This is a genomic window from Paenibacillus kribbensis (assembly GCF_001705305.1).
In the GTDB taxonomy this organism is placed as follows: domain Bacteria; phylum Bacillota; class Bacilli; order Paenibacillales; family Paenibacillaceae; genus Paenibacillus; species Paenibacillus kribbensis_B.
Window position 1 is genome coordinate 277,703 of sequence record NZ_MCBP01000001.1, and the last position, 14,191, is coordinate 291,893.

The 14,191-nt window shown below is 47.5% G+C and carries 14 protein-coding genes; all 14 read right to left on the reverse strand.

The window, feature by feature from the left end; all coding sequences use genetic code 11:
- Positions 1-71 precede the first annotated feature (71 nt).
- The 14 genes from BAZ21_RS01220 to rnpM all read right to left on the reverse strand — a co-directional run bounded on the left by BAZ21_RS01220 (position 72) and on the right by rnpM (position 14,180).
- A complete protein-coding gene (locus BAZ21_RS01220; RefSeq protein ID WP_068496319.1) occupies positions 72-665 on the reverse strand; it encodes a dipicolinate synthase subunit B in 594 nt (197 codons plus the stop codon).
- Positions 662-1,561 (reverse strand): dipicolinate synthase subunit DpsA, encoded by a 900-nt coding sequence (gene dpsA, locus BAZ21_RS01225; RefSeq protein WP_068496320.1) that lies wholly within the window; start codon positions 1,559-1,561, stop codon positions 662-664. The genes BAZ21_RS01220 and dpsA overlap by 4 nt, the downstream gene beginning before the upstream one ends.
- A gap of 260 nt (positions 1,562-1,821) precedes the next feature.
- Positions 1,822-2,268 carry a dUTP diphosphatase gene (dut, locus tag BAZ21_RS01230; RefSeq protein ID WP_068496322.1) on the reverse strand — a complete coding sequence of 149 codons (447 nt, stop codon included), beginning with the start codon at positions 2,266-2,268 and terminating at the stop codon, positions 1,822-1,824.
- Positions 2,246-3,511, reverse strand: coding sequence for a M16 family metallopeptidase (locus BAZ21_RS01235; RefSeq protein ID WP_068496324.1), 1,266 nt, complete (start codon positions 3,509-3,511; stop codon positions 2,246-2,248). The genes dut and BAZ21_RS01235 overlap by 23 nt, the downstream gene beginning before the upstream one ends.
- 66 nt (positions 3,512-3,577) lie before the next feature.
- A complete protein-coding gene (locus tag BAZ21_RS01240; protein ID WP_176718084.1) occupies positions 3,578-4,582 on the reverse strand; it encodes a polysaccharide deacetylase family protein in 1,005 nt (334 codons plus the stop codon).
- A gap of 228 nt (positions 4,583-4,810) precedes the next feature.
- Positions 4,811-6,913, reverse strand: a complete 2,103-nt coding sequence (gene pnp, locus BAZ21_RS01245; RefSeq protein ID WP_068496326.1) for a polyribonucleotide nucleotidyltransferase — start codon at positions 6,911-6,913, stop codon at positions 4,811-4,813.
- Between the two features lie 231 nt (positions 6,914-7,144).
- Positions 7,145-7,414: a 30S ribosomal protein S15 gene (rpsO, locus tag BAZ21_RS01250; RefSeq protein ID WP_007430074.1), complete on the reverse strand. Its 270-nt coding sequence runs from the start codon at positions 7,412-7,414 to the stop codon at positions 7,145-7,147.
- Between the two features lie 132 nt (positions 7,415-7,546).
- Positions 7,547-8,485, reverse strand: a complete 939-nt coding sequence (locus BAZ21_RS01255) for a bifunctional riboflavin kinase/FAD synthetase (protein ID WP_068496328.1) — start codon at positions 8,483-8,485, stop codon at positions 7,547-7,549.
- 169 nt (positions 8,486-8,654) lie between these two features.
- Positions 8,655-9,593: a tRNA pseudouridine(55) synthase TruB gene (truB, locus tag BAZ21_RS01260; RefSeq protein WP_068496330.1), complete on the reverse strand. Its 939-nt coding sequence runs from the start codon at positions 9,591-9,593 to the stop codon at positions 8,655-8,657.
- Positions 9,590-10,567: a DHH family phosphoesterase gene (locus tag BAZ21_RS01265; protein ID WP_068496332.1), complete on the reverse strand. Its 978-nt coding sequence runs from the start codon at positions 10,565-10,567 to the stop codon at positions 9,590-9,592. Before BAZ21_RS01265 ends, truB begins: the two co-directional genes overlap by 4 nt.
- A 51-nt stretch (positions 10,568-10,618) precedes the next feature.
- Positions 10,619-10,969, reverse strand: a complete 351-nt coding sequence (gene rbfA / locus BAZ21_RS01270) for a 30S ribosome-binding factor RbfA (protein ID WP_068496334.1) — start codon at positions 10,967-10,969, stop codon at positions 10,619-10,621.
- A 20-nt stretch (positions 10,970-10,989) separates the two neighbouring features.
- On the reverse strand, positions 10,990-13,563 hold the full coding sequence (gene infB / locus BAZ21_RS01275; protein WP_068496336.1) for a translation initiation factor IF-2: 2,574 nt from the start codon (positions 13,561-13,563) through the stop codon (positions 10,990-10,992).
- On the reverse strand, positions 13,556-13,879 hold the full coding sequence (locus tag BAZ21_RS01280; protein ID WP_007430068.1) for a L7Ae/L30e/S12e/Gadd45 family ribosomal protein: 324 nt from the start codon (positions 13,877-13,879) through the stop codon (positions 13,556-13,558). Before BAZ21_RS01280 ends, infB begins: the two co-directional genes overlap by 8 nt.
- Entirely contained in the window at positions 13,872-14,180 is a 309-nt protein-coding gene (rnpM, locus tag BAZ21_RS01285; RefSeq protein WP_007430067.1) for an RNase P modulator RnpM, read from the reverse strand. The genes BAZ21_RS01280 and rnpM overlap by 8 nt, the downstream gene beginning before the upstream one ends.
- Positions 14,181-14,191: the final 11 nt, after the last annotated feature.

Sequence of the window (14,191 nt, forward strand, 5' to 3'; positions counted from 1 at the left end):
AAGAAATTAGACCCGATGCATAATCGAATCATCTTCTAGGCGAGGGATGCTCAGCAGTTAACTATAGTACTTCATAGGGTCTTGCGTTCCACAATCATCGGCTGAAGCTGTTTGCCCTGCATTGCTTCGTAAGCTGCCTCCGGAATCAGCTCCATATTAGCCACAAGCGAGTTTGGCTTTTTAAGTGGATTGTCCTGTCCGAACGGCACAAAAAAGATGTTTTTAGCTACTAGTAACTTGGCGATATTGGCGGCATTCAGACCCAGTCCATCATTCGTAGATATGGCCAAAAGAAGTGGACGACCATTGCGTAAGTGCGCCTTGGCAGCCATTAAAACCGGACTGTCTGTCATCGCGTTCGCCAACTTGCTCATCGAATTCCCCGTTAAAGGCGCAATCACCAGCACATCGAGTATTTGGGAGGGCCCCAGTGGTTCAGCCTCCACAATTGTAGAAATGATATCATTCCCTGTTATATCTTTCAACTGTTTTTGCCAACTTTGCGAACTACCAAAGCGAGTATCCGTTGTTAGTACCGTATTGGATATAATGGGAATGACCTTAGCACCCTCATCAACTAAGCGCTGTATAACAGGCATTACCTCTTCAAATGTGCAATGTGAGCCTGTAATGGCATAACCTACTGTTTTCCCTTGCCAACTCATTGTGCATCCCCCCGCTCAGGATTATCTTCCATTAACAACTGCACCAGTGTATTCGCTATAATGGCACCAGCAGTTTTGGGAGCAACAATACCGGGAAGGCCGGGGGCAAGCACAGCTGTGATTCCACGTTTTTCCGCATAACGGAAGTCACATCCGCCCGGAATCGAGGCAAGATCAATAATCACGGTGCTCAGTGGCAATTTAGACAGGATTTGCGCTGTGATTATCATAGAGGGTATCGTATTAAAAATCAAGTCAACTCCCTGTGTCTCACTCGCTAGATCCCTTGTCATAAAAGGGCTCCACCCCATTTCCACCGCTCTCGCCGCTTCCTCTGCCCGCCGTACTCCAACCTTCACCTTGGCTCCCAAACCCTGCAGTGCCCTTGCCATGGTAAATCCAGTCCGTCCCATGCCCAGCACCATACAATCGGCACCATGAATCGTAAAATCTGTATGCTGAATGGCCATCATCAATGCGCCTTCGGCCGTAGGTATGGAGTTGTATATGGCTACATCGTCTCTATCCAGCAGCTCTACTAGCTTCAAATCGTGCCTGTTACAAATATCTTTTAAGTATTTCCTAGCCATCCCTGTGTACACAACGCAATGCGGTGGAAGAGCAGCAGCATGCTCATTCAAAAATTGGAGCTTTTGCGCTCCAAAAAGTGCAGTCACGTTCCCTTCCTCATCGCATCCCACAACCGGCAGAATCAGCGCGTCTGACGATTCCAGCAACTCGACAGACAATGGCTCTAGTGATACTCCTTTGAGTGGTGCTTCAAGCTTATCAAAGCCAACCACGCTGACGGTAGCATCCATGTCCACACATTTGCGGATGACTTCGAGCTGCCTCGCATCGCCCCCCAAAACAAGGATGCGTATTCCTGTTAGCATCCGGATCACTCCTTTCCGAGACACGATATGCTTTTATGCTTTTATTCTATGCATGCGCCCGGAAAGGGGTGAAAAAACAAAAAGCCGCCCCTTTATGGGACAGCTTTTATGTGTATTTATATTCATAAGCGGGCCATTTGAATACATGCCAAGAGCGATTTCAACTCGGTGATATATAGAGCGAAACGCATCAATTCGTTTACATGTTGTGCTGCCGAGCCATGAAAAATGAATAAGGAAATTTATAGATAAACATATATTCAGCGTCCTGTATGGCCAAAGCCCCCAGCACCACGCACTGTTTCAGACAACTGGTCTACTTGTTTCAATTCTACCTCAGGCACAGCCTGAAATACCATTTGCGCAATTCGCTCATTACGTGTAATTGTGAATGATTCCTCACCCAAATTAATAAGCAGTACCTTTATCTCCCCACGGTAATCTGCATCAATCGTCCCTGGTGTGTTGAGACAGGTAATACCATGCTTGAGAGCCAGTCCACTACGCGGACGAATTTGTGCCTCCAGTCCCGCTGGCATCGCTATTGCAAATCCGGTTGGAACGAGGCAACGTTTGCCCGGCTCCAGCACCAGCTCTTCCTGTACCGCTGCATACAGGTCAAACCCGGATGCAAGCTCTGACATTTTACGAGGCAACTCAATATCTTCATTGTCCTCAAGTCTGTTAATTTCCACGTAAGTTAACAAAATAGTCCCTCCTCATATCCTTAACCGCTGAATCACTTGCTCCGACCATCGACAGAGCAAACGGCTCCGAGAACATCCGGTCCAGCACCTTGTTCACATCATCAGCCGTCACTTGCTCAATATGTTCGATCATTTGATCCAGCGTATAATGCCGACCCAGCATCAACTCATTTTTTCCAAGACGGTTCATCCGGCTGCCTGTACCTTCAAGGCTTAAAATCAAGCTTCCTTTTAACTGCTCCTTGCCTTTATGAAGTTCATTAGCGTCCAATCCGTTGATAGCCATATCCTGCAGCAACTCCAGCGTCAAATCCAGCACGTCCTTCGTTTGCTTAGGGGCCGTCCCTGCATAAATCGTGAACAAGCCGCTATCTGCATGAGAGCTATGATAGGAATAAACCGAATAAGCCAGCCCGCGCTTTTCCCGAATTTCTTGAAACAAACGTGAGCTCATGCCGCCGCCGATCGCATTATTCAGCAAGACCATAGCATACTGCAGTTCGTCGCCAGTTGCAAATCCGGGCAGGGACAAGCAAATGTGATTTTGCTCCGTCGCTTTCTCATGATACAGCAGCTCACCGTTAAACGCAGGCACCGTCAGCAACGAAGCGGTTCCATGATTATCAAAATGTCCAAAATGTTGCTCCAGCAATTCGATAATTCGATCGTCCACATTGCCAGCCACACTGATAACTGTATTATCAATGGTATAATGCTCCTTCATGTAGTGGCTGAGTTGTGAGCTATCCATAGCAAGCAGATGCCCTTCGGTTCCGAGAATTGGATAGGCCAGTGGATGTTCACCATAAGCTGCCCGAGATACAAGATCATGCACCATATCATCCGGTGTGTCCTCGTACATGGAGATTTCCTCAAGAATCACATTTTTCTCTCTTGCTAGTTCATCACGATCCAATTTGGAATGAAAGAACATATCAGACAATACATCGACCGCGATTGGCAGATGCTCATCCAGCACTTTTGCATAATAGCAGGTATATTCTTTCGAAGTGAACGCATTCACATTTCCTCCGATAGCGTCGAATTGCTCAGCAATTTCCTTAGCGTTAAAGCGCTCTGTTCCTTTGAAAAGCATGTGTTCAATAAAATGAGAAATACCGCTATTGTTCGGTGTTTCATTCCGGGAACCGGTTTTAACCCAGATGCCAAAAGAAACTGAACGTACGGTTGGAATTTTTTCAATGACCACTCTTAGGCCGTTTTTGAGTTGAATTCTTTCCACGATTGGCCCTCCTAAACTGAATTGCATACTTAGCCATAATATTCAATCCTAACAGAAAAAGGACGTTCACTCAACCGGAGCAGGTAGCTGTCGATCAGGGGAAAGCGTCTGACTGACAGTTCCGAGCACGAGCCCCTTACTCCGAATGGCATGAATCATGCCTTTGAGAGCCGCCGCTGAGGAATCCGTAGGGTGCATTAATATCAGGGAGCCTGATTCAACCTGACTGCTGATTTTGTTAACCACCGATTCTGGCGACGGATGCCTCCAGTCTACGGTGTCCAATGTCCACAGCACGGTTTTGAGTCCGAGTTCTGCGGCCAGCTCAACGGTTTGCTGATTAAAATCACCTGACGGCGGGGCAAACCAGCTGTTTTTCACACCCAAGGTTTCTTGAAGAAGCACTTCCGTCTTCTGTATTTCTTGTGTGGCCCTTTCCCGACTCAGACGGCTCATATCGGGATGAGAGTAGGCATGATTGGAAAGCTCATGTCCTCTTTTTTGAATCTCCTTGGCGAGTTCAGGATTTTTTTTCAACCAGCTTCCATCCAGAAAAAAAGTAGCCTTAACCTTTTCCTGGTCCAGCGTATTCAATATCGGTACGATATACTCGTTTCCCCATGCCACATTGATCATGAAGGAGACCATCGGCTTCTCAGGATTCCCCCTGTAGATCGGCACATTACCCAGCTGGTTCAAATGTACTTTGGGTGCCAATTGCCGATACACATACTGGATTGGGCGGTCTGGAGCTTTAATCGCTTTGCGATAGGTGGCATCCAGATCGACCTCCAGTCCGTTATAGCCCGGAATAGCCTTCCATACTCTGTCGATCTTGGCATCAACCGGTTCCCGTCGCTGACGGGCTGCTTCAGCATGTAGTCGCTGCATAAGCGCATTATCAGGTAAAGCTGCAACTCCCATTGTTGCTACAGCCTCAGGATCGTTAACTTTTGTGCCTTGTCCGTCACGTAATTGACCAATGTAATCACGAACCCCGCTAAACTGCCCGATAATCAGCGTGATGGCCAAACTGGCTACAATCCACACTGCTCTCTTTGCCCTTCTCATGATCCCTTCATCCTCCCGCCCGTTTGTCCACATTGTATGCGGGGAGGACAAGAACTATGACGTAGTAAGCTTCTAGAAGCCCACTTCGGCACAGCCTTGCGCGTATGTATGAAAAAAGAGCCAGAAACGTAGCTCTGCCTCTTTCCAAAAGCTTAAATCATGCTATTCAAATCCCGTGTTCCGTAAAACGGATAGGCTTCCTGTTACTGTGGTCCGCAATACCAGCACCTAGGACTTTGCAGGAGCTTCAGCCGTCAGAACCGCCTTACGGGACAAATTGACACGACCTTGCTGATCGATTTCAGTTACTTTCACCGTAATCGTATCTCCAATAGCAACCACATCCTCAACTTTGGCTACACGCTCAGTAGACAGTTGAGAAATATGAACCAGACCGTCCTTGCCCGGTAAAATCTCGACGAATGCACCGAATTTTTCAATCCGCTTCACTGTACCGATGTAAATTTCACCGATCACAACTTCCTTAACGATACCTTCAATAATGGAGCGTGCCTTTTCATTCATCTCCTGGTTTGTGGAAGCGATGAAAACACGACCATCCTGCTCGATATCAATTTTCACGCCGGTTTCTTCGATGATTTTGTTAATGATTTTACCACCTGCACCAATAACATCACGGATTTTGTCTGGATTAATATGCATCGTCATAATTTTTGGAGCGTACGGAGACAACTGCTCGCGTGGCTTTTGGATAGCTTCCATCATCTTGCCAAGAATGAACAAACGTCCTTCTCTAGCTTGCTTGAGCGCATCCTGCAAAATTTCACGGTCAATTCCGTCAATTTTAATATCCATTTGAATGGCAGTTACACCTTCTGCTGTACCAGCCACTTTAAAGTCCATATCGCCCAGATGATCTTCCATGCCTTGGATATCCGTCAGCACGGAAACATGATCTCCGTCCTTGATCAATCCCATAGCTACACCTGCAACCGGAGCCTTGATCGGTACACCTGCATCCATCATAGCCAGTGTGCTTGCGCAAATACTAGCTTGGGAGGTTGAACCGTTCGATTCCAGCACCTCGGAAACCAGACGGATGGTATATGGAAATTCAGTTTCGGAAGGAATTACTTTGGAAAGCGCACGCTCACCAAGAGCACCATGTCCAATTTCACGTCGACCCGGCGCACGCAAAGGACGAGCCTCACCTACGCTGAATGGAGGGAAATTGTAATGATGCATGAAGCGCTTCGTTTCTTCCAGATCAATACCATCCAGAATTTGTACGTCACCCAATGCGCCAAGTGTACAAACGCTAAGCGCTTGTGTTTGACCGCGTGTAAACAAGCCCGAGCCATGCGTACGCGGCAAAATGCTCGTGTCGCTTTCGATCGGACGAATTTCATCAAGCTTACGACCGTCAGGACGCACTTTATCATGCGTAATCAGACGACGAACTTCCTCTTTCACGATATCATAGAGAACTTCGCTCACGTCTTTCAAAAGCTCAGGCGTCTCTATGTATTGTGCTTCAAAGTGGGCAACTGTCTCTTCGTTGACTGCATCAATCGCATCTTGACGGGCATGCTTTTCTGCAATTTTAACAGCTTCCACCAAACGCTCAGCTGCAAAAGCACGTACTTCACTGTTCACTTTGTCATCAACAGCATGCAGCTTAACCTGCATTTTCTCTTTACCTGCCACTTGAACCAATTGTTCAATGACTGCCACAATGTTCTTAATCTCGTCATGGCCGAACATAATCGCTTCCAGCATGACTTCCTCTGGAATTTCGTCGCCTTCCGCTTCTACCATCATGATGGCATCTTTCGTTCCGGCTACAACCAGGTACAAATCGCTGGTTTTCTGCTGTGCAATATCCGGGTTAATCACGAATTGTCCGTTTACACGGCCTACAGCAACTCCACCAATCGGCCCCTTAAAAGGCACATCCGAAATGCTAAGTGCCGCCGAGGTTCCGATCATCGCTGCAATTTCCGGTTCGCAATCCTGATCGACACTCATCACCAGATTCAACACCTGTACATCATTCCGGAAGCCTTCCGGGAACAATGGACGAATCGGACGGTCTGTCAAACGACTGGACAAAATCGCTTTTTGACTTGGGCGTCCTTCACGTTTAATAAATCCACCTGGAATTTTCCCAACAGCATACAATCTTTCCTCATAGTTTACGGTCAGCGGAAAAAAATCCAGATCTTTCGGTTCACGGGAAGCAGTCACCGTACAAAGCACAACTGTTTCTCCGTAGCTTACTTTAACTGCCGCATTGGCCTGTTTCGCAAGACGTCCTGTTTCCAGCACCAGCTTTCTTCCGCCGAGCTGCATTTCTACACGTTGCTCCATGGTATCCCTCCATTTCATTTCATTGTAAAAGTTCTATACATATCCAGTATTTCCTGCGCAGGTCTTATTCATAAGAAATTCACATTCAAATAAGATATGTAATTTTAAAAAAGATTCTGCATTTCAAAAAAGATTCTCATTTCAAAAAAGAACCCGGCTGCTGTCCGCCGTCGCCTTAGCAGGGACAAGCGGTGAACAACCAGGCTTCTTTTCTCATTACATGTCTGAAAATTAACGACGCAGTCCGAGACGCTCGATCAACGCACTGTAACGTTTAACATCAGTCTTCTTCAGGTAAGCCAAAAGTTTACGACGCTGACCGACCATTTTCAACAACCCGCGGCGGGAGTGATGGTCTTTCTTGTGCGAACGAAAGTGACTTTGCAAGTTGACGATGTTTTCAGTAAGGATAGCGATTTGTACCTCAGGTGATCCTGTATCGGATTCATGAGTTTTGTACTCCTCGATCAATTGCTGTTTACGCTCTTGAGTCAATGCCATCCTGTTCACCTCCTTCATTATAATCGCCACTAGCCTCGTAGCCGCCGGTGAAAGCGGACAACCAAGCTAAGGTTCATCGTTGTTTACACAACATAAGTCAGTATAACACAGCGCCTGTCTTATGTAAATAATTTAGCCCAACAGCTTTTTAGCCGTCTGTGCGTCATTGCCAATTTGGCTGATCAGCTCGTCTACGGAAGAGAATTTACGTTCAGGACGGATGTAATGATGAAGCTCAACCACCACGGACTCCCCATAAATCTGCTGATTAAAATCAAACAGATGCACCTCAAACGACGGATTCAGCACGCCTTCATGAAAGGTAGGCTTAACTCCTACATTCATGACACCGCTTATCCAACGATTGCCTACGAGCGCCCGTACAGCATATACACCCTTGACCGGAATTACGTAGGTATCATCCAGTTTGAGATTAGCGGTCGGAAATCCGATCGTGCGCCCCCGCTTCTCTCCATCCATTACAGTCCCCCGTATACGGTAAGGACGTCCCAACCAGCCAGACGCTTCGGTCAGATCCCCGGTCTGCAAAGCACGGCGGATACCAGAACTGCTCACCTTTTTCCCATCCAGTTCAAACGGGGGTACGGTGTGAACAGCCATCTGCTCTCCACCAAGCTTGCGAAGCGTATCCTCATGCCCGGCACCTCGGTAGCCAAACCGAAAATCAAAGCCTACTACTGCCGTTTGGATTTGCAATGGAAGCAGTACATCTGTCATGAACGCTTCAGGGCTGACCTTGGAAAAATCTTCGTTAAAGCTCATAATATAAAGAACATCCACACCCATGTCGGCCAAAATAGTCTGCTTGTCCGCAAGCGGTGTTAAATAACCTTCATAGTCACCTTTTTTCATGACTTCCTTCGGGTGAGGATGAAATGTCATGACAGAACCCGGCACTTTCTGTTCCCGAGCCAGCGAAACGGCTTGGTGTATGACGCTTGCGTGTCCCAGATGAAGACCGTCGAACTGACCAATCGCCGTGACCTGTGGACGCCCCCATTGCTGTAAAAGCTCATCACTCAATGGATAAGATAATGAAACGGTAATCATATTCATTCACCTGCATTTCACATCATTTGACTAACTTCGTCAAAATTATAGCACAATTCAAGGTAAGAAAAACGTCTATCGACGTACTTTCACAGAAGCCAGACCGCGCCTAGCGGAAGTTTTTCTTGCGATTATAAAATTGTTTAGCTCCGCTGAAAATTTATAAATTCTATAATCTTAAAAAAACTTTAATTGGAGCGATCGCCCCTGATTCATCTTGTCCATATATGCCTAAAAACGTGTTATCCTCTTTATACAAACGAAAGGGCTGGCTGTCGGTCACAGGTGGTGAAATCATATTCAGCGACAAACGTTGACCTTGCAAAGCTGCAGCTGCCTTTGCTTCAGCCACCGTATGCTCAGGCATATAGTCAATCGCCTGATCGGTTGCAATGAGCCGTTCACCCAAACTGCCATCCGCTACGCAGCGCTCTATCTCTTCGAACGTCAGGCAACGTTCCGCGGATATTCCCGCAGACATGGTTCGCTCCAGCTTGACCATCGTCGAAGGATATCCCAACGCACGGCCAATATCAACACATAGTGTACGGATATATGTCCCTTTGGAGCATAGGGCACGGAAGGAAATATCCACATACGATCCTGTCTCCTCGAATCCTGTCATCTCCAGCTCGTAAATGTCTACTTCGCGGCTTTTGCGCTCCACGGTTTTTCCTTCCCTGGCCAGTTCATATAGACGTTTGCCATTCACTTTGAGCGCAGAATACATTGGTGGCACCTGAGAGATCGTACCAACAAAACGCTCCAGCGTCGCTTGGGCTTCCGCTTCCGTCACCTCTACCGGGTGTTCACTTTCTTCAGTAACCGTCCCCGTAAGATCTTCAGTATCGGTCGCAATGCCTAATCTCAGCGTAGCCTGATACTCCTTGGGCCGCTCCTGCATGTATTCTACGACTCGGGTAGCCCGCCCCAGACACAAGGGCAGCACACCGGTTACCTGCGGATCAAGCGTTCCAGTATGTCCGATTCGCTTCATCCCCAGTAGACGGCGAGCCTTTGCCACCACATCATGAGAGGTAAATCCAGCGGGCTTATAGACGGGGAGAATGCCTTCCCAACTTGCCTGTTCCTTCTTCATCGGGTTCATAGCTCGTCCTTCACCCGCCCCACAACGGTCTGAATAATATCCTCCAGTTTGCCTTCCAGCCGGCAGCCCGCAGCGCGAACATGTCCTCCGCCCCCAAACGACTGGGCTAACGCAGCTACGTTAACACGACCTGCTGATCTCATGCTGGCTTTAACCGCTTGTTCATTGATCACTTTAAAGAAAATGCCTACTTCAACGCCACGAATATTTCTTGGATAGTTAACAATCCCTTCCAAGTCTTCGTTAACAGCTCCACATTCCTTCATATCCTCAGGTGTAACAACCACCCAGGCGACTTTACCATCCTCCGACATCGTAAGCGTCTGCAATGCTTTGGTCAGCACCTTCATTTGCGGAAATGTCATTTCTTCCAGCAAATTTTCAGACAAAGATGGGCCGTCTACACCGTAAGTGAGCAACTGAGACACAATAGACATCACCTTTGGCGAAGTGTTGGAATACCGGAAGCCTCCTGTATCCGTAAGCAGTCCTGTATACACAGAAGTCGCTACTTCAACGTCCCACTTCACTGCAAACATTTCCAGTAAATCAAAAAGAATCTCCGCTGTTGCCGCTGCTTCCGGCTTAATTATATTCACCGTACCATACGCATCATTCGTTGGATGATGATCAATATTCAGGATAACGGCATCTTCCGCAAAAAACTGTTCTGTCAGACCAACACGACGGTAGTCTGCACAATCCACGCAAATAATCCGGTTGTATTTCCGTTCTGGCGGTTGCTGGCTCATATCCATAATCTCATCGGCATGCCATAAAAAATCCATGCGTTTGGGAATAGCTCCCTCGTTCAGCATGGTAAATTTCTTCCCCAGACATGAGAGAAGCCAGCCCACCGTTACGGTGGAGCTGACTGCGTCTCCGTCCGGCTGTACATGCGATACGATCAGGTAATCATCATGCTCCAGAATAAATTCCTTCGCTTGTTGAAGCGCCTGTTCATAGGTATGCATTGCCGTCTCCTTTACATTCAGTTCATGGTTTCTTCGGATCAACAGGAATTCTTATTTTTCATCCTTGTCGATATCACTCAGGAGCTTTTCAATTCGACTGCCGTAAGCAATAGATTCGTCAATTTTGAAAATCAGCTCAGGAATATGGCGGAGCCGTATCCGTTTGCCAAGTTCAGAACGAAGATAACCGTTCGCTTTGTCCAATGCTTTCAGGGAAGAAGTTTTTTGTTCTTCATCCCCAAGTACGCTCAAGTATACTTTCGCTTGGGACAAATCGTTTGTGACATCGACACCCGTCACCGTAATAAAACCGATACGGGGGTCTTTTAATTCGGTCTGTATGAGTTGGCTTAGCTCCTTCTTGATCTGCTCGCCAACCCGACCTGTACGTATTTTAGCCATGGATGCTCACCTCTCTGCCGTTAGCGCTCCACTGTTTCCATGACGAACGCTTCAATAATGTCGAGTTCCTTAACATCATTATAGCCATCAAGGGTAATACCGCATTCGTAACCTTGGGCAACTTCTTTTGCGTCGTCCTTAAAGCGTTTCAGTGAGTCGATTTTACCTTCAAAAATCACGATGCCGTCACGAATAAGGCGTGCTTCTGCTGAACGGGTAATTTTACCGGACGTCACCATACAACCAGCGATCGTACCGACTTTAGTAACTTTGAATACGTTACGAACTTCAGCGTGTCCGATCACATTTTCTTTATATTCAGGGTCCAGCATGCCTTTCATAGCCTGCTCGATTTCTTCAATAACATTGTAAATGACGCGATGCAGACGAATGTCCACTTTTTCAGCTTCCGCTGTAGATTTCGCCTGATTATCAGGACGAACGTTAAAGCCGATGACGATAGCATTGGAAGCCGCAGCCAAAATAATATCGGATTCGGTGATTGCACCTGCACCACTGTGAAGAATTTTGACGCGTACACCTTCAACTTCAATCTTGTTCAAGGAGCCTTTCAGCGCTTCGACAGAACCTTGTACATCACCTTTGATAATGACGTTCAGATCCTTCATTTCACCGTCCTTGATGTGTTGGAACAGATCATCCAGCGTTACACGGGTGTTGCTGCCCAGATCGGACTGACGCTGCGTGATCGCACGTTTATCCGCAATAGCACGGGCTTTGCGCTCATCCTCAAACACCATGAACGGATCGCCAGCGAGTGGAACTTCTGTCAAACCAGTAATTTCAACTGGTGTGGAAGGCCCAGCTTCCTTGAGACGACGACCTTTGTCGTTGACCATGGCACGTACGCGCCCGAAGCAGTTCCCCGCTACGAAGGCATCACCGACTTTCAGAGTACCGTTCTGCACAAGCACACGAGCTACAGAACCGCGACCCTTATCCAACTCAGCCTCAATGATAGTACCGCGTGCCCGTTTGTCCGGGTTCGCTTTGTATTCATTCACTTCAGCTACCAGCAGAATCATTTCGAGCAGATCTTCCAGACCCATTCTTTGTTTTGCTGAGACGTTGACGAAAATGGTATCTCCGCCCCACTCTTCAGGTACCAACTCATATTCAGTCAGTTCTTGCTTCACTTTATCCGGGTTCGCATCCGGTTTGTCAATCTTGTTCACAGCCACGATAATAGGCAAACCTGCCGCTTTCGCATGGTTGATGGCTTCGACCGTCTGCGGCATAACACCGTCGTCAGCTGCAACCACGATAATCGTCATATCTGTAACTTGAGCACCACGAGCACGCATTGCAGTAAAGGCCTCGTGACCCGGTGTATCCAAGAAAGTGATTTTTTTACCGTTGATTTCAACCTGGTATGCACCGATATGCTGTGTAATACCACCGGCTTCGCCACCTGTTACATTCGTGGAGCGAATAGCATCCAGCAAAGTGGTTTTACCATGATCGACGTGACCCATGATTGTTACAACTGGTGGACGTGTTTTCAGATCCGCTGGATCATCATTTTCTTCCACCGTTTCAAAACGATCTTCTTCGACCGGAATCTTCACTTCTACCTCAACGCCAAAGTCACCAGCCAGTAAAAGAATGGTATCCATATCCAGTTCCTGGTTGATCGTTGCCATTGTTCCGAGCATAATCAGCTTTTTGATAACTTCTGACGCATCCTTATGAAGCAGCTTCGCTGTTTCGCCTACGGTCATCTCGCCACGTACAATAATTTTCTTAGGCGTGTTATCGATTTTCTCACGACGCTCCTGCGGTTGGCCTTTACCACGGTTGTTAAATTTCCCGCCACGATTGTTACCACCGCGGTTATTGCCACCACGGCCACCGTTACCACCGCGTCCTCCGCCTTGACGGTTATCGTCGAAACGGCCTTGACCGGAACGGTTATTACCGTTACTGAAGTTGCTGCCTGTACGGTTGCCACCACCACTACGGTTCGCATTGCCGCTTCCCGTAGATGAAGATGTTCTTACTGCCGTCCCGCCTTGGCTACTCCCTTGAGAACGTGTACCTGTGTTACTAGCGGAACGCTGTTGTCCTCCTTGTTGTTGACCATTACTGCGGTTCTGGCTGCCTTGCTGGCCACTTGGTCTATTCGTACTTTGTTGACTGCGGTTTTGACCGCCCTGCTGACTACCTTGCGCTTTTGGAGCGCTGCTTCGACTACTGTTTTGGTTGTTGTTTGTCCTATTCATACTTACCTGCTTTTCCTGTTGATTTTTGGTTTGCTCAGTTGAATGATTACTGTTCTGACTTGAACCGGTCTGACTTGAACCAGTCCGACTTGAAACGTTCTGGCTTGAACCAGCCTGATTCGAGCTTACTTGCGCCGTGTCTGCTCCACCTTGTTTGGCCGCAGCATTGGATTTGATATTCTTAAAAAAATTTTCCACTTTGCCTACGGCATCATGTTCCATGACGCTCATATGGTTGTTTACGGGAATATCCAGCCGTTTAAGAATGGTGATAATTTCTTTGCTGCTCATGTTCAACGATTTGGCGTATTCGTATACCCGCACTTTGTCTTTGCTTTCTTGTTTACTCAATATACTCCACCTCCGACATTATCCCCGCATGTTTCATGATCAATTTCGCGAATCCTTGATCCGTCACAGCCAGCACAACCCGTTCAGGTTTGCCGATACTGCTTCCCAAGCTTTCCCGGTCAAATCCTATCAATAAGGGGATTTTGTACGTCCCGCATTTGTCGCGGAATTTCTTTTGAGTATTCATTGAAGCATCTTTTGCAAGAATGACCAGCTTGGCTTCTGAAGACCTGATCGCTTTATAAACGATCTCATCACCTGTTAGCAGCTTGCCAGCTCTCATGGCAAGACCCAATCCAGACAGCGCCTTATTCATCCTGCACGCTGCCTTGTGCCGCCAGGAATTCTTCCTCGACGGCAGCAAAATCACGACTTAGCTGCTCATAGATGTCAGGATGAACCGAGTGCTTCAATGCTCGATCCAGTGCCTTACTTTTTTGAGCCAGCTTGAAGCAGGCGGCTTTGCCACACAAGTAAGCGCCGCGCCCTGACTTTTTACCGGTCAAGTCAATCAGCACTTCGTCTTCAGGGGTTTTAACGACACGGATCAACTGCTTCTTTGGCATCATTTCATGACAGGCCACACATTTGCGCAAAGGTATCTTTCTCTGTTTCATGCATTAACCCC